Source organism: Candidatus Thiodiazotropha sp. AKIB8, from assembly GCF_058244675.1.
Window position 1 is genome coordinate 82,956 of record NZ_JBSYOO010000039.1, and the last position, 15,269, is coordinate 98,224.

At 48.6% G+C, this 15,269-nt stretch carries 13 protein-coding genes; 11 read left to right on the top strand and 2 right to left on the bottom strand.

Translation table 11 applies throughout. From position 1 onward, the window contains the following. Positions 1–148: 148 nt before the first annotated feature. Complete coding sequence (locus tag AC4IFB_RS12305; RefSeq protein ID WP_490780315.1) at positions 149–628, bottom strand: HyaD/HybD family hydrogenase maturation endopeptidase; 480 nt, start codon at positions 626–628, stop codon at positions 149–151. Between the two features lie 73 nt (positions 629–701). On the opposite strand from AC4IFB_RS12305, the gene AC4IFB_RS12310 reads away from it, so the two are divergent. The 11 genes from AC4IFB_RS12310 to AC4IFB_RS12360 all read left to right on the top strand — a co-directional run bounded on the left by AC4IFB_RS12310 (position 702) and on the right by AC4IFB_RS12360 (position 13,728). Continuing rightward, complete coding sequence (locus tag AC4IFB_RS12310; protein WP_490776403.1) at positions 702–944, top strand: HypC/HybG/HupF family hydrogenase formation chaperone; 243 nt, start codon at positions 702–704, stop codon at positions 942–944. Beyond that, on the top strand, positions 937–1,290 hold the full coding sequence (locus AC4IFB_RS12315) for a hydrogenase maturation nickel metallochaperone HypA/HybF (protein WP_490780316.1): 354 nt from the start codon (positions 937–939) through the stop codon (positions 1,288–1,290). Before AC4IFB_RS12310 ends, AC4IFB_RS12315 begins: the two co-directional genes overlap by 8 nt. Positions 1,291–1,303: 13 nt before the next feature. Beyond that, positions 1,304–2,092 carry a hydrogenase nickel incorporation protein HypB gene (gene hypB / locus AC4IFB_RS12320; RefSeq protein ID WP_490780317.1) on the top strand — a complete coding sequence of 263 codons (789 nt, stop codon included), beginning with the start codon at positions 1,304–1,306 and terminating at the stop codon, positions 2,090–2,092. Then, on the top strand, positions 2,017–3,213 hold the full coding sequence (gene hypD, locus AC4IFB_RS12325) for a hydrogenase formation protein HypD (protein ID WP_490780318.1): 1,197 nt from the start codon (positions 2,017–2,019) through the stop codon (positions 3,211–3,213). The genes hypB and hypD overlap by 76 nt, the downstream gene beginning before the upstream one ends. Before the next feature lie 358 nt (positions 3,214–3,571). Beyond that, entirely contained in the window at positions 3,572–3,754 is a 183-nt protein-coding gene (locus AC4IFB_RS12330; RefSeq protein WP_490780319.1) for a hypothetical protein, read from the top strand. A 128-nt stretch (positions 3,755–3,882) separates the two neighbouring features. Next, a complete protein-coding gene (locus AC4IFB_RS12335; protein WP_490780320.1) occupies positions 3,883–4,518 on the top strand; it encodes a DUF1287 domain-containing protein in 636 nt (211 codons plus the stop codon). A 557-nt stretch (positions 4,519–5,075) separates the two neighbouring features. Continuing rightward, positions 5,076–6,014 (top strand): YiiX/YebB-like N1pC/P60 family cysteine hydrolase, encoded by a 939-nt coding sequence (locus tag AC4IFB_RS12340; RefSeq protein WP_490776397.1) that lies wholly within the window; start codon positions 5,076–5,078, stop codon positions 6,012–6,014. Next, entirely contained in the window at positions 6,011–8,494 is a 2,484-nt protein-coding gene (locus tag AC4IFB_RS12345) for an acyl-CoA dehydrogenase (protein WP_490780321.1), read from the top strand. The genes AC4IFB_RS12340 and AC4IFB_RS12345 overlap by 4 nt, the downstream gene beginning before the upstream one ends. Positions 8,495–8,534: 40 nt before the next feature. Further along, entirely contained in the window at positions 8,535–9,836 is a 1,302-nt protein-coding gene (locus AC4IFB_RS12350; RefSeq protein WP_490776395.1) for an acetyl-CoA C-acetyltransferase, read from the top strand. Continuing rightward, positions 9,833–11,860, top strand: coding sequence for a 3-hydroxyacyl-CoA dehydrogenase NAD-binding domain-containing protein (locus AC4IFB_RS12355; RefSeq protein ID WP_490780322.1), 2,028 nt, complete (start codon positions 9,833–9,835; stop codon positions 11,858–11,860). Before AC4IFB_RS12350 ends, AC4IFB_RS12355 begins: the two co-directional genes overlap by 4 nt. Further along, positions 11,860–13,728 carry an AMP-dependent synthetase/ligase gene (locus AC4IFB_RS12360; RefSeq protein WP_490780323.1) on the top strand — a complete coding sequence of 623 codons (1,869 nt, stop codon included), beginning with the start codon at positions 11,860–11,862 and terminating at the stop codon, positions 13,726–13,728. Before AC4IFB_RS12355 ends, AC4IFB_RS12360 begins: the two co-directional genes overlap by 1 nt. Positions 13,729–14,425: 697 nt before the next feature. Here AC4IFB_RS12360 and AC4IFB_RS12365 read toward each other — a convergent pair. After that, positions 14,426–15,205, bottom strand: coding sequence for a TatD family hydrolase (locus AC4IFB_RS12365; RefSeq protein ID WP_490776213.1), 780 nt, complete (start codon positions 15,203–15,205; stop codon positions 14,426–14,428). Between the last annotated feature and the right edge of the window lie 64 nt (positions 15,206–15,269).

Consider the following 15,269-nt stretch of genomic DNA (forward strand, 5'->3'; position numbering starts at 1 on the left):
GGTTCTCTTATTGTTTTTTAATCACATTATGTGGTGATGTTTTTATGAGAAGGATAAAAAGTAAAAAGTAACTAAAGTAGTAAGCTATTGCTGAGTAATTAAACGCTGAGCCAAAGCATTCCGACACCAGTTATTACCACGCTGGCACTCAGGTTTTAAAACCCCACCCCCCCAGTATAGACACTATTTCATCAATGCCCTTATCGATTGTCGGCTCAACAACCTCACTCAAAGTCTCTCCCCAATCAAGCTCTTTGGGTTCTATCCCCACCAGGCAACGGGGATCGGGTAAGGTTTCTGATAGACGGGCAATATCCAACAGATCGCCCAGGCTGACTTCATGAACACTGGATCGGTTACCCATTAGATATTTGTCCATCTGCTCATTGTGAAACACCTTCAAGCTACCCGGAGGCAAGTTCATACGTGCCGCATCCACTACAATCAGGCCTTCAGACTCTGCTATAGGCTCTGCCAGAGTGAAACTGAGGGTGCCACCATCCAGAAAGTTGACACCAGCTATTTCGCCAAACCTCTGTTGCATACGGTTTACCAGATGGACACCTATACCCTCATCACTTAAGAGGTTATTTCCAATTCCGAGGATCAATACAGATTGTAATGACATTTTTTTACCTTGAAGGAGCATATGACTCCCTGAGAGAATAAACTAATTGTTTTCTGAAAGTGCAGGTTACACTATGTGTCTCGGCATACCCATGCAGATAAAAGAAATTAATGGCTTTACCGCACGCTGCGAAGCCAAAGGTATAGAAAGGGATGTCAGTCTGTTCATGCTACAACATGAAGAACTGGCTGCGGATGACTTCGTAGTGGTGCATGTCGGTTACGCTATCCAAAAAGTCTCTCCCCAGGAGGCGCAATCTGCCTGGGAGATCTATGACGAAATGTTAGCCAAGATGGATCAACAATCGGATGCATGAGTTGGCAGTCTGTCAATCCATGCTGCGCCAGGTTGAAGAGATAGCATCCCGGGAAGAGGCCGTATCGGTTGAGCGCATCATCATCCAGATTGGACCACTCTCTGGCGTGGTGCCGGATCTACTGAAGCAGGCCTTCACCATTGCCCGTGCAGGGACTAAAGCTGCGAACGCAGAGCTGGTTACTGAAACACAAAAGATTCGAGTCCATTGCCTACAATGTGGATATGAGTCTGATGCCCCGCCCAATCGCCTGATCTGCTCCCAGTGCGGAGACTTTCGAACCCGACTCATCAGTGGCGATGAACTTTTGCTGTCCAGTGTTGAACTCATCAAGAGAGAATATTAGGAGTACCATCAAAATGTGTGACACCTGCGGATGTAATATCACTCACGGCAACCGGCATCTCATTGAAGAGGGAGGCAAGCATGCCCATACACACGGTGACCATGTCGCAATCGAGGTTTTAGAGAACCTGTTAAGTGAGAATGACCACCAGGCAGCGCACAACAGAGAACACTTCAATCAACATGGGGTTTTGACCATCAATCTTATGTCTTCCCCTGGCAGTGGTAAGACCCGCCTGTTGGAACGCACCATCGATATGCTCAAACAGCGCTACCGGATCGGTGTCATCGAGGGAGATCTCGAAACTGAAAATGATGCAGAACGTATCCGTCGAAAAGGCGTTCAGGCGGTACAGATCACTACCGGAACTGCCTGTCATCTCGATGCACATATGATTCATCAGGTGTTGCACCAGACCCAGCTTGAAGCGCTGGATATATTGTTTATCGAGAATGTTGGTAATCTTGTCTGCCCTGCCAGCTTTGACCTTGGGCAGCATCTCAATGTCACCTTGTTGTCGGTAACCGAAGGGGATGACAAGCCAGCCAAGTACCCGGTGATTTTCCGTGTTGCAGATCATGTGCTGATCACAAAGTCTGACCTGCTACCTCTACTGGACGACTTTAATCCAGACAGGGCAACTCAGGCACTGCAACAACTCGCCTACAGCAACCCAATCACCCTAGTCTCAGCAAAATCAGATCAGGGTCTCGACAGCTGGCTCAGTTGGCTGGAGGAAAAGATCAAATTGCAGCGGGCAACACCAGAACCGGAATCGCTTCAAACGGCACCTATCGGGTAGACAAAAGCACCATGTCCCTCTCAGCTAAAACCTGGTTGTCAGAGCTGCACAAACTCCCCCTCAAGGGACGATTCAGGATCATGAATGTATGTGGCGGTCATGAACGGTCGATCACACAGGCGGGACTGCGTGGCGCCCTACCCTCACAGATTGAGCTCATTCCAGGACCAGGCTGTCCGGTATGCGTCTGCCCCGAAGAGGATATCTATCAGGCGATACAACTGGCACTGAATGAAAAGGTCACTCTCCTTGCATTCGGAGATATGTTGCGGGTACCTGTGAATGTTCCCAAGCAGGAGCCACGATCATTGGATCAGGCTCATGCTGCTGGCGCTGATATCCGTCCAATTGCCTCTCCCATAGAAGCACTGAAGCTCGCCCTCTCTGATCCAGCTGGTGACTATGTATTCTTCGCCGCAGGATTCGAGACCACCACAGCGCCTGTTGCCTCTCTGCTGGTGCAGGGAATTCCTGAAAACCTCAGCATACTTTTATCAGGTCGCCTGACCTGGCCAGCCGTATCCATGCTACTCGATTCCGATACTCCAGGATTCGATGCATTGGTGGCACCTGGGCATGTCGCTACCGTCATGGGCCCTGAAGAGTGGACATTTGTCGTCGATAAACACCAACTCCCCGCAGCCATCGCCGGATTCACAAGTGAAAGCCTAATTGCCGCCACCTACTCAGTATGCCGCCAACATCTGGATGGAAAACGTTTCCTGGATAACTGCTATCCGGAGTTGGTTAGGCCTGGTGGTAATCCAAGTGCAATAAAACATCTAAATACCGCTCTGGATGTTGTGGATGCAACCTGGCGGGGTATTGGAACTATTCCCAAATCAGGCTTCGCCCTGCATCAGAACTACTCCAACTGGGATGCAAAAATCCGCTACCCGGAATATGATAAACCTGAACGGAAACGAGCTGGGGAAATGCCCCCAGGCTGTGACTGCGCCAAGGTAGTGCTGGGAAAAAAATATCCCAATCAATGCCGACTCTATGGAGAGGCCTGCACCCCGAGAAACCCGATTGGCCCCTGTATGGTCTCTGATGAAGGGGCTTGCCGTATTTGGTGGAGCAGTGGGCTCAGAACACAGGATCGAAGTCTGGTTGATTGAATTTCTCTGAAGTTAATCTGGATAAATAAACTTCATCAGCTCATTTCTGATATAGATATCAATCTGTCTAATTTTGGGTAAGCCAGATCAGCATCTGGCAATGATTTTATGGACTAAGTCGACAAATTAGCGAAGTTGCCCTAACAGGACTAACTGTCACATTGGATCAAGCGTTATCATGCTCCTGATGACAACCTGACTGATAAAAAACTGCTAATCCAATCCCTCACCCGCCGACTGTTTAACCACATGGAGCATGGTATCAATATCCCGGGCCGTCTGTTAGACAAGGTTAGGACGGATTACGAGAATGAAACCAATCCCGGTAAGAAACGGGTAAGAGGTGCGATGTTAGCAGGTGCATTGTTCAATCGAGCTGCAGATATCTTCAAGGAAGATGCATGCTTCAGGTCGCGCCCTACGAGGCTTTACGACCCGTTCAGACTCTGCGTTGCGTTTTTCGACAGGCAATGAGCATGGCTTCAAAGCACGCCTTGATTCTGAATGGGTCGTAAAGCCAGAGGGCACAAGCAGTTATTAGAGATGCCCTTAACTTGACCGTAGTGTTTTTAAATTCCTTATTACAACTGTTCGTTCAATAAGGTAAGTAAATTACATACTACAATCTACTTAAGGGCACTGATTCTTGAAGTGTTGAACCAATTCATTATGTCGATCAATCAAATCTCTTCTACATCTTACATCTGCATCCTGTCACTACTAGCATTCAGTAACACTGTTTTATCAGATGATTTTCAGTCTGCCCTGGTATCTGCCGCCATGGAGCGAACACAACACAGTGTACGTTATGACGGATCTTACTATTCGATCGATTATCCTGGTGGGGATGTACCACCCCATATCGGAGTCTGTACCGATGTTGTTATTCGTAGCTACAGGTCGTTGGGCACTGATTTACAGCGATTGGTACATGAGGATATTTCAACTCATTTTAGTGAATACCCATCACGTCGGATTTGGGGTTTGAATCGGCCTGATCCCAATATTGATCATCGTCGGGTGCCAATTCTTCAGACCTTCTTTTCTCGCAAGGGTGTTTCTTTGCCCGTTACTGATCGTATTGATGATTATATAGCTGGTGATCTGGTTACCTGGATGTTACCCGGCAATCTGCCTCATATTGGTATTGTCAGCGATAAGATAGATGCAAATAGTGGCGTACCTCTTATTGTTCATAACATTGGCTCCGGGCCTGTTGTTGAGGATGTATTGTTTGATTTTATTGTTACTGGGCATTATCGCTATGTGCCAGCAGGGTATTCAGGGACGGGTTCTGCGGAGTGATAGCAGTTTCAAACATGTGGAATCACCTCATACACCGGCTGTCTTGACTACTGATGACGGAACAACAAGCCCTTCATTGAGGTGACACTCGATGTAACAGCTATCCAACAACCCGCATACTTTACATTACAAACATTTTTGACATCGAAATCAGTAATATGGCCACCTTGTGGATACCACTGATTTGGTTTGAATTACTACCCTACTCTATATTGTTTCAGCTATTTTTTGTTTATTTTTGGGATTACTAAACAAGTGTTCAACTAAAAAAACGTAGACTATTGAATTGGCAAAGAAAAGAGAAAATAGAACCCGTCACTTCCCGCTTCAACTGGTGACCGATCACAGCTCTGCCATTGTAGAAAACTTATATAATGCCAGAGAGTTGGTAGATGAGAATCGTCTTCCCTTGATCTGATCACAAGATGAAAATAAGCACCTGATTCAGACTCGTTGAACCCTCAATTGAAACTCACTTCGCCCGATTAGGTCTATACTCATATCAATACTGACTGTTTTACTAGGTTTTGAACATGCGTAAAATCGGGCAGAGCATTATGCAATGGATAGCAGACTGGCTGACCAAAGAGGGTCCGCCGTCCTCTTCCCCTTTGTGTGATTTCAATCGACTTATCTATGAACTTCGACCAGGCGATGTGTTACTGGTAGAGGGCCGCAGTCGTGTCAGTAATGTCATCAAAACAATAACTCAGAGCACCTGGACCCACTCAGCCCTCTATATTGGTCGTATCTATGACATTCGTGATCCCCAGCAGCAGCAAAAGGTCAGGATGGCCTACAAAGGTGACCTGAGCGAACAGTTGATGGTCGAGGCCTTGCTGGGTGAAGGCACTATCATCGCCCCCGTCTCAAAGTACCGCAAAGACCATTTGCGTATCTGCCGCCCTGCAGGTCTGGAGCCGGAAGATGCACATACTGTTGTCGCCCATGCTATTCAGCATATCGGTATCGACTATGATGTTCGCCATCTACTCGATCTAGCACGCTTTTTCTTTCCCTGGACATTTCTACCGAGACGCTGGCGTTCCAGTCTGTTTGAACACAATGCTGGCATGCCGACCAGAACGGTCTGCTCATCGCTGTTGGCCTCAGCGTTTAACAGTGTCAATTTTCCAATACTTCCGTTCATAGACCGGGACGATGACGGTAGCCTGCGTTTTTTTAAACGTAACCCAAGGCTTTTTACACCCAAGGATTTTGATTACTCACCCTACTTCGACATCATCAAATACCCCTTTTTAGGTCTTAATGATCTTGGAGTTTATCGACGTCTTCCCTGGTGCGAAGAAGATATTCTTTATAACGATGATGAACGCGCCTTTGTTGCCGCGACGCGTGGCGAAACGGCGAGTTGCGTTGATGACCGTACCATCTTCTCTTTCAGAGCCAACAAAAAAGCAAAGCAGACAACCAAGCCCGCTGAAGACAACACGCCCTCAGATCTCAATACCACCGCAAGGGAGGCAGACCAATGACACTACTTGGACTCATTTTGTTGCTTATGACCTTCTGGGGACTTGCCTATGGATCTGCAAGGGCAATTGTTTGGATCATCACACCCCCTGTGTTACTGGTCAGCCTGTTAATGGCAAATCTTATTTCTCTGAGCGGATGCCTGGTTATCGGCCTGCCCTACGCCGTTGCCCTGTTTTTCCATCTGATGCCTGAACAGCGTCGGCAGTGGATCAGTCAGCCTTTATTGAAAGCATTCCGAAGTGTAATGCCCTCTATGTCGACAACAGAAAAGGAGGCACTAAACGCCGGCAATGTCTGGTGGGATGGTGAACTCTTTTCCGGTCAACCCAATTGGCAGGAACTGCTGCATCAACCCGCCTGCACGCTAACCGAACGCGAGCAGGCCTTCCTCGATGGGCCGGTAAATGAGTTGTGCAACAAGCTTGATGATTGGCAGATAACCCATGAAGATAAAGACTTATCTCCAGAGGTTTGGGAATACATAAAGAGTTCAGGCATGTTCGGCATGATTATTCCTGAATCCTATGGTGGTTTGGGATTCTCCGCTTATGCGCATTCCCAGGTGGTGATGAAAATCGCCAGCCGCAGTATTACCGCGGCAGTTACCGTAATGGTTCCAAACTCTCTTGGTCCAGCCAAACTGTTGATGGTTTACGGTACCCAGGAACAGAAAGACCGTTATCTCAGAAGTCTCGCCAAAGGCGAAGAGATCCCCTGCTTCGCACTCACCAGCCCAAAAGCCGGTAGTGATGCAGGCGCCATACCGGACAGTGGTGTGGTCTCCTATGGCAAGTATCAGGGAAAGGAGGTACTTGGCATTCGCCTGAATTTCGAGAAGCGCTATATTACTCTGGCACCTGTTGCTACTCTGATTGGTCTTGCATTCAAGTTGGAGGATCCAGAGCGACTGCTCAGTGATGATCCCTTGCCAGGGATAACCGTGGCATTGATTCCCAGGGATACTGCAGGAATAGAGGTAGGTAAGCGGCATATGCCCCTAGATATCCCTTTTCAGAACGGACCGATCTACGGACGGGATGTTTTCATTCCTATCGACTGCTTGATTGGTGGCGTTGAGGGTGCAGGTCGGGGTTGGCAGATGCTGGTTGAATGTCTCTCTGAAGGTCGAAGCATCTCACTACCAGCCCTATCCACCGGAGCAGGTAAACACGCCAGCCGTTATACCGGTGCTTATGCTGCAGTACGTAGCCAATTTAATCAACCGATAGGTCATTTTGAAGGTGTGGAAGAGGCCTTGGCCAGAATCGGTGGTCTAACCTATGAGATGGATGCTGCGCGTAAACTAACCCTAACTGCCCTGGATAGCGGCGAAACCCCATCCGTCATCTCCGCCATCGTCAAATACCATTTGACTGAACGTTATCGCCAGGTGATCAATGATGCCATGGATGTCCAGGGTGGCAGCGGTATCTGTCTTGGACCGGACAATCTTTTAGGCAAGGCCTATCAGGCAATCCCCATAGGTATTACGGTTGAAGGCGCCAACATACTCACCCGCAGCATGATCATATTTGGACAGGGTGCGATACGAGCACATCCATTTGTGCTCAAGGAGTTCGAAGCCGCAGAAAATCCGGATCGCAATGTTGGCCTGGTTCAGTTTGATAGTGCGCTATTCAGTCATGTTGGATTTGTGGTGACCAATTTCGCACGTACCCTTTGGCTCGGCATTACCCATGGTCGAATTTCTGAAAGCCCAAAAAGTGGCCCCTCCCGTCGCTACTTCCAGCGTCTCAACTGGATGTCATCTGCTTTTGCGTTGACTACAGATATTGCACTGATGACATTGGGTGGTTCTTTAAAACGCAAGGAGCGTCTATCTGCAAGGTTGGGAGATATACTCAGCAATCTATACATCGCCAGTGCCTGCCTGAAACGTTATGTAGAAGAGGGAGAAAAACCTGAAGACCTACCACTGATGCAGTGGGCCCTGGATGATTCACTCTACCGTATACAACATGCATTGAGAGGCCTGCTGCGTAATATGCCTGCAAGGCCACTGGCCTGGCTGTTACGAGTAGTGATCTTTCCAACCGGGTTGCCATTTCATAAGCCTACAGACCATTTGGATCATCAGGTCGCACGTAGTCTATTGAAGCCTGGGGAAGTACGCGATCGTCTGACTCAAGGCATATTTACTACTGATGATCCGAATCAGCGAGTCGCTCAACTTGAAAAAGCTTTAATCGCAGTCACTGCCACAATCCCACATGAGAAGACCTTGAAGCGTGCAAAAAGGGCTGGACAACTACACGGCCATAAGATGCCCGACCTGATCAATGAAGCCATCAAATTGGGGATATTGAGTGAACCCGATAGAGCCGCTTTGGAAGAGGCTGATCGTCTGCGTAACCAGATTATAGAGGTCAACGCCTTCGACCATTTAACTCCGTCTGGAACTGAAAAAACCAAGCAGAGCGCCCGTATCTCAACAATAAATAAGTTGGGTGCCGCTTAACCCGGGAACCAAAGATCTATGCAGGAGTGAGGAACCACTTATGTACAAGAATAAAAATGTCAAAAGTAAAGTCTATGTAGTTGATGGAAGTCGTACACCTTTTATCAAAGCGAGAGGCAAGCCAGGCCAATTTCTGGCCTCTGATTTAGCCGTCTCAGCAGGACGGCCTCTACTCACCAGACAACCCTTCCCAGCTGAAGCCTTGGATGAGGTGATTGTAGGCTGCATTGCACCAGGTCCCGACGAGGCCAATATAGCGCGCATTATTGCCCTTCGGCTCGGTTGTGGTGACAAAGTCCCCGCCTGGACCGTGCAGCGCAACTGTGCCTCAGGACTCCAGGCGATTGACAGTGCAGCACTTGATATCTCCACAGGGCGAGCCAATTTAGTTTTGGCTGGTGGCACTGAATCGATGAGTCATCACCCCGTACTACTCAACCAGACCATGGTTGCCTGGCTGGCAGACTGGAACAGAGCTAAGAGCTTTACTGCTAAAAGCAGACAACTTGCTGCACTACGCCCACAACATCTGCAACTGGTGATTGCACTGCTAAGAGGTCTCACCGACCCCCTGGTGGGGCTTACCATGGGTCAAACCGCTGAAAAGCTGGCGTGGCGATTTAATATCGACCGCCAGACTATGGATGAGTTCGCGGTACGCAGTCATCAGCGACTGGCAGAAGCTATTGATGCAGATCGTTTGAATGAGATCGAACCCCTCTACACAAATGACGGTGAGTTATTTGAATACGATGACGGATTGAGACGGGACAGCACAGTGGATAAGCTGGCCAAACTAAAACCGGCCTTTGATCGCCCGGTGGGCAAGGTCACAGCCGGCAACAGCGCGCAGATTACTGATGGTGCAGCCATGTTACTGCTGGCATCTGAAAATGCTATTGAACAGTATGATCTTCCCATCCTCGGTCAAGTGATCGATTGCCAATGGTCAGCGCTCGATCCCTCACAGATGGGATTGGGCCCTGTACATGCCATGGGTGAGCTACTCACAAGACAACAGATGGATGCCAGTGCAGTAGATTATTGGGAAATCAACGAAGCCTTTGCTACACAGGTAATTGCCTGTCAAACCGCATGGCAGGACGCTGACTACATGCAGAAGGAGCTCGGTCTCGAGGCCCCCCTTTCACCAATTCCTGATGACCGACTGAACGTTGATGGCGGTGCAATCAGTATTGGTCACCCTGTAGGTGCAAGCGGAGCACGACTGGTACTTCATCTGCTCAAAACACTTCAACAACGTGAAGCAACACGGGGAGTGGCAACTCTTTGTATCGGAGGCGGCCAGGGCGGCGCCATGTTATTGGAGGCGGTGAAATGAACAAGCACTGGAAAATCGAAACAGACTCGCATGGAATCAGCTGGCTTCATTTCAACCATGCCGACAGCCCGGTCAACATCCTCTCCCAAGAGGCATTTACTGAACTTGGGGAACGGCTTGATGAACTTGAGGCTGAGGCACCGAATGGACTTATCTTTATCTCTGACAAACCCAGTGGATTTATTGCCGGTGCTGACGTCAACAGCTTCCGCAGCGGCATGCATCAAAGAGAAGCCGAGGCCCATATAGAGCAGGTTCATGCGCTCTTTGAACGAATTGAAAATCTGAATTTCCCGACTCTGGCACTGATTCATGGATTCTGTCTGGGTGGCGGATTGGAGCTGGCACTCAGCTGCAATATTCGTATCGCGCAAGATGATGACTCAACCCGACTTGCCTTTCCGGAAGTCAGGCTGGGTATCTTTCCCGGTTATGGTGGCACTGTACGGGCCATCCATCGGATCGGCGCCCTGCCCGCTATGCAGCTGATGTTGAGCGGTCGTAGCATCAGTGCCCGCCAGGCAAAAAAGATGGGGATGGTGGATCAGATCGCCCCACAAAGACAGATCAGGGCATTGGCTCTGGATATGATTCAACGAAATGCGAAATCAGATCGACCCAATCTTTTAAACCGCTTGGCCAACACCCTCCCAGGGCGCCTGATCATTGCACCCTACCTGAAACATGAAACTGCCAAACATGCCAAGCCCAACCACTATCTCGCTCCCTTTACATTAATTGACCACTGGAAGCAGCATGGCGGAGACCCTGGGGCTATGTATCGCAGTGAAGCCCGAGAAGTAAGCCGTCTGCTGGTTGGGGATACTGCTCAAAACCTGATCCGGGTCTTCTTTCTACAGGAACGACTAAAATCCCTTGGCAGTAAAAATGACTTTATGCCCAAACATGTACATGTTGTTGGTGGAGGCATTATGGGGGGCGACATTGCAGCTTGGTGTGCACTGAAAGGTCTACAAGTCACCCTACAGGATCGGGAGGCAAAGTTTCTGACCCGAGCCATTGAACGAGCTCATAAACTATTCAGCCGCAAACTGCGCAAACCTCGACTGGTCAGAGCTGCAATGGATAGATTGATTCCCGATCCAAAAGGTCATGGTGTCGCCCAAGCGGATGTTGCCATTGAAGCCATCTTCGAAGATATCGAAGCAAAACAGCGACTGTTCCTTGAGCTTGAGTCGCAAATGCGTCCAGATGCCCTGCTTGCCTCGAATACTTCAAGCATCCCCCTGGAAACCATCAGCGAGGCACTAGACAACCCAAGTCGATTGATTGGTCTGCACTTCTTTAACCCTGTTGCTAAGATGCAGCTGGTTGAAGTGGTTCATGGAAAAGATACCGATCAGGATCTGATTCATAAGGGTGCCGCTTTCGTTCGACGCATTGATCGTCTGCCACTTCCAGTAAAAAGCAGCCCAGGCTTTTTGGTCAATCGTATCCTCATGCCCTACCTGTTGGAAGCGATGAAGATGATTGATGAAGGTATACCTGCCCCTGCAATCGACCAGGCAGCGGTGGATTTCGGTATGCCTATGGGACCAGTGGAGCTGGCAGATGCGGTTGGGCTGGATATCTGTCTGGCTGTCGCTGACAAATTAGCCCCGCTGTTCGATCTGGAGATTCCAGAAAAGCTCAAGCAACAAGTCGAACAGCAGCAACTCGGTAAAAAAAGTGGCCGAGGCTTCTATGCCTATGAGAAAGGTCGAATTCGTAAAGAAAAAATTGAGAGTGGATTTACCCCACCGGAAGACATCACTGACCGGATGATATTCCGTCTACTCAATGAGTCGGTTGCCTGCTTGCGAGAAGGTGTAATTGAGGATGAGGATCTGTTGGATGCCGGTGTGATATTCGGAACCGGATTCGCCCCATTTCGAGGTGGCCCGATGCACACCATACACACTGGCGGACTGGACAGTCAGCGCCATCAACTTGAGATATTAGAAAAACGTCACGGTAATCAGTTTCATCCTGATGACGGATGGGCTAACTTAAGGGGTGTGTAATGTTATTTTTTGAAAACACACATCACAATAAAGAAAAAGGGTCTCAGGAAGAGAGTGAACTGAATAACAACGATAACTTCGGCATGAATAAATTAAACACTGACTATATTAGCCTCGATCAAGCTGACACACTGGCAGGCGTATTTCAGGAGCGAGTCAGACGATCACCTGACGATATTGCCTATATTCAATACGATAGAGCCAGCGAGCAGTGGCAAGAGAGCAGCTGGCGTGAAATGGCGCTCAAGGTAGCCCAGTGGCAGGCAGCTTTTCGCAACGAAGATCTCAAACCGGGAGATCGTGTTGCGGTGATGATGAAAAACAGCAAGGAGTGGGTAACCTTCGATATCGCTGCATCAGGTCTCGGCCTTGTCACGGTGCCCCTCTATACCAACGACCGGGCGGAAAATATTGGTTATATATTGCAGGATGCAGGTGTACGACTGCTGCTGCTCGAGACTGATCAGCAGTGGCGTGATCTACAGCAGATCCGTAATCAACTTGCCGGTCTTAATCGCATTGTGACGATGGAGAAGGTTGACCCCCTCGGTCTGCAACCACGTTTGGTACACATTGATGAGTGGCTATCAGATTTGAATGACGCAGAGTTGCAGGTATTAAATGTACCAAGCGAGGAGCTTGCAACGATTGTCTATACCTCTGGTACCACCGGTCGATCCAAAGGGGTTATGCTCAGCCACAGGAATATTCTGTGGGACATAGAGAGTGGCGTCAAAATCATCGACATATTCCCGGATGATACCTTTCTCTCTTTTCTGCCCCTGTCACATACCCTTGAACGCACAGTTGGCTATTACCTGGCGATGGTCTCTGGGGCCAAAACAGCATACGCTCGTTCCATTCCAGAATTGGGCGAAGACCTACAAATCATCAAGCCGACAATTATTGTCTCTGTACCCAGAATCTTCGAGCGAGTCTATACAAAGATACAGGACAAGTTGGCTTCCGACTCTGCAATAGCCAACAAACTCTTCAATCTTGCTGTAGATACTGGCTGGAAAAAGTTTGAATCTGAACAGGGTCGACAGGCCTGGTCTTCAAGTCAGCTTCTCTGGCCTCTGTTGAATAAACTTGTCGCCAGCAAGATACAGCAGAAACTGGGGGGAAGGCTGCGGATTGCCGTATCCGGTGGCGCACCTCTATCTGCAGAGATTGCCCGGGTATTCATTGGTCTTGGGGTACCAATTCTTCAGGGATATGGATTAACTGAAACCAGTCCGATCATCGCTGCAAATACGCATGAAAACAATATTCCATCGAGTGTTGGCATCCCCTTCCCAGGTGTAGAGATCAAGATCAATGAGCGTGAGGAGCTGTTATGTAGAGCACCCAATGTGATGCTGGGATACTGGAATAATAGAACAGCCACTGCAGAAACAATTGATGAAGAGGGGTGGTACCATACCGGTGACAAAGCCAAGATAGAATCCAACCACATCTTCATCACCGGCCGACTTAAAGAGATCATTGTTCTGGCAAATGGTGAAAAAGTACCCCCTGCAGATATGGAGATGTGCATCAGCATGGATACGTTATTTGAGCAGGTGCTGATCATAGGCGAAGGAAAACCCTATCTGAGTGCACTTATCTACCTCGATCCTGAACATGAGAATGCCCAGGGTTATGAAGCCAACAGCCTGAGTGAACAGCAAGAGCAGGTGTTACTCGATAGAATCAACAGTCATCTGGATAACTTTCCAGGGTATGCAAAGATAGTACGTGTGACCTTGACAAACGATCCCTGGACAGTAGAAAACGGATTGATGACACCCACCTTAAAACTACGCAGAAGTAAAATACTCACCACACATGAGGAGCAACTCAAAGCTCTATATAAAGGCCACTGAGATCTGCATCGAAAAATTGTAGGGTGCGGCCCTGCCGCACCATCAGGGTGAGAATTCTCCAATAATCCCAGATAGTTTGTTCGTTACCAGCAGCGTCTATACACCGACTCGTCAGGTGGTTTTTGTTTTAGTTGGGCATGGTGCGGCAGGGCCGCACCCTACATTGGATTGATAGTTCATACATTGAAACTGCACTGAAGTAGAATACTCACCACTCATGAGAAGCAACTCAAAGCGTTCACTGTGACCTGTATCGGAATATTTGTAGGGTGCGGCCCTGCCGCACCATGACTCACAAAACAAAACCACCTCAATAGCCGCATAACAGAAGCTACCAACTTCAGATTCTGCTGGAAAGTTACCGGAATTCCTGAGTAATTATCAACCAAATGGTGCAGCAGGGCCGCACCCTACATTGGATTGATGGTTCATACATTGAAACTGCACTGAAGTAAAATACTCACCACTCATGAGAAGCAACTCAAAGCGTTCACTGTGACCTGTATCGGAATATTTGTAGGGTGCGGCCCTGCCGCACCATGCCCCACTGAAACGAAAACCACCTAATGAACCGGTGAAGAGAAGCTACCGACTTCAGATTCTGTGGAAGGTAACCAGGATTCCTGAGCAATTCTTACCATCATCATCGAACTTCTATTCAGCCGACGAGATAGACCACTCTGAAAGATCTCCAGGATTAGCGATTCGCCAAAGGAAAACACCGATAGTAGTTATCAGATGTAACCTGAGCAACCTCTTCGATACTCATACTTTTGATATCAGCGACACACTCTGCAACCTGACGAACATAGATTGGCTGGTTTGGCTTACCGCGATGAGGTACCGGCGCAAGATAAGGAGAGTCTGTCTCAATCAGTAGACGATCAATCGGAACTTTTTTCACCACTTCGCGTAAATCCGCTGCGTTTTTAAAAGTGATAATGCCAGAGAAAGAGATATAGAAGCCCATCTCAATTGCCTGCTCCGCCATCGACCAGTCTTCAGTGAAACAGTGCATAACACCGCCAGTTTGATCCGCTCCCTCTGATTGCATGATGCTTAGGGTATCTGATTTTGCATCTCTTGTATGGATGATCAACGGCATCTCTGCCTGTTTAGCCCCTTGGATATGTCGACAAAATCGTTCACGTTGCCAATCCAGATCACCGGATCCGTGAAAATAGTCTAACCCGGTCTCCCCAATGGCAATTACCTTGGGGTGACTGGCCAGTTCTACCAGTTCGGAGGCGCTTGGATCACGCCGCTCTCTGTCATTCGGATGCACCCCAACTGATACTGAAATCTGGGGAAATGCTTCAACCAGTGAGACCATTGATGGCCAGGACTCCAAATCAATGGAGACGCACAACATCTGGTCGATTCCTGAATCAAGGGTCGTTGAAACAAAGCGATTGAAGTCGTTTTCATAATGATCGAGAGCAACCCGATCAAGATGGCAATGAGAATCTACAAGCATTGTAATATTTTCTGACTATTAGGCTGATAACGCATTTTACACCATCAGCCCTGGAGAGTTGCGG

What these genes read in the sequence shown, in the direction of transcription:
- AC4IFB_RS12355 (WP_490780322.1), top strand. Translation starts at nt 9,833, where the DNA reads ATGAACAAGCACTGGAAAATCGAAACAGACTCGCATGGAATCAGCTGG.
- AC4IFB_RS12335 (WP_490780320.1), top strand. Translation starts at nt 3,883, where the DNA reads ATGTCGATCAATCAAATCTCTTCTACATCTTACATCTGCATCCTGTCA.
- AC4IFB_RS12340 (WP_490776397.1), top strand. Translation starts at nt 5,076, where the DNA reads ATGCAATGGATAGCAGACTGGCTGACCAAAGAGGGTCCGCCGTCCTCT.
- AC4IFB_RS12365 (WP_490776213.1), bottom strand. Translation starts at nt 15,205, where the DNA reads ATGCTTGTAGATTCTCATTGCCATCTTGATCGGGTTGCTCTCGATCAT.
- AC4IFB_RS12345 (WP_490780321.1), top strand. Translation starts at nt 6,011, where the DNA reads ATGACACTACTTGGACTCATTTTGTTGCTTATGACCTTCTGGGGACTT.
- AC4IFB_RS12315 (WP_490780316.1), top strand. Translation starts at nt 937, where the DNA reads ATGCATGAGTTGGCAGTCTGTCAATCCATGCTGCGCCAGGTTGAAGAG.
- AC4IFB_RS12305 (WP_490780315.1), bottom strand. Translation starts at nt 628, where the DNA reads ATGTCATTACAATCTGTATTGATCCTCGGAATTGGAAATAACCTCTTA.
- AC4IFB_RS12350 (WP_490776395.1), top strand. Translation starts at nt 8,535, where the DNA reads ATGTACAAGAATAAAAATGTCAAAAGTAAAGTCTATGTAGTTGATGGA.
- AC4IFB_RS12360 (WP_490780323.1), top strand. Translation starts at nt 11,860, where the DNA reads ATGTTATTTTTTGAAAACACACATCACAATAAAGAAAAAGGGTCTCAG.
- hypB (WP_490780317.1), top strand. Translation starts at nt 1,304, where the DNA reads ATGTGTGACACCTGCGGATGTAATATCACTCACGGCAACCGGCATCTC.
- AC4IFB_RS12310 (WP_490776403.1), top strand. Translation starts at nt 702, where the DNA reads ATGTGTCTCGGCATACCCATGCAGATAAAAGAAATTAATGGCTTTACC.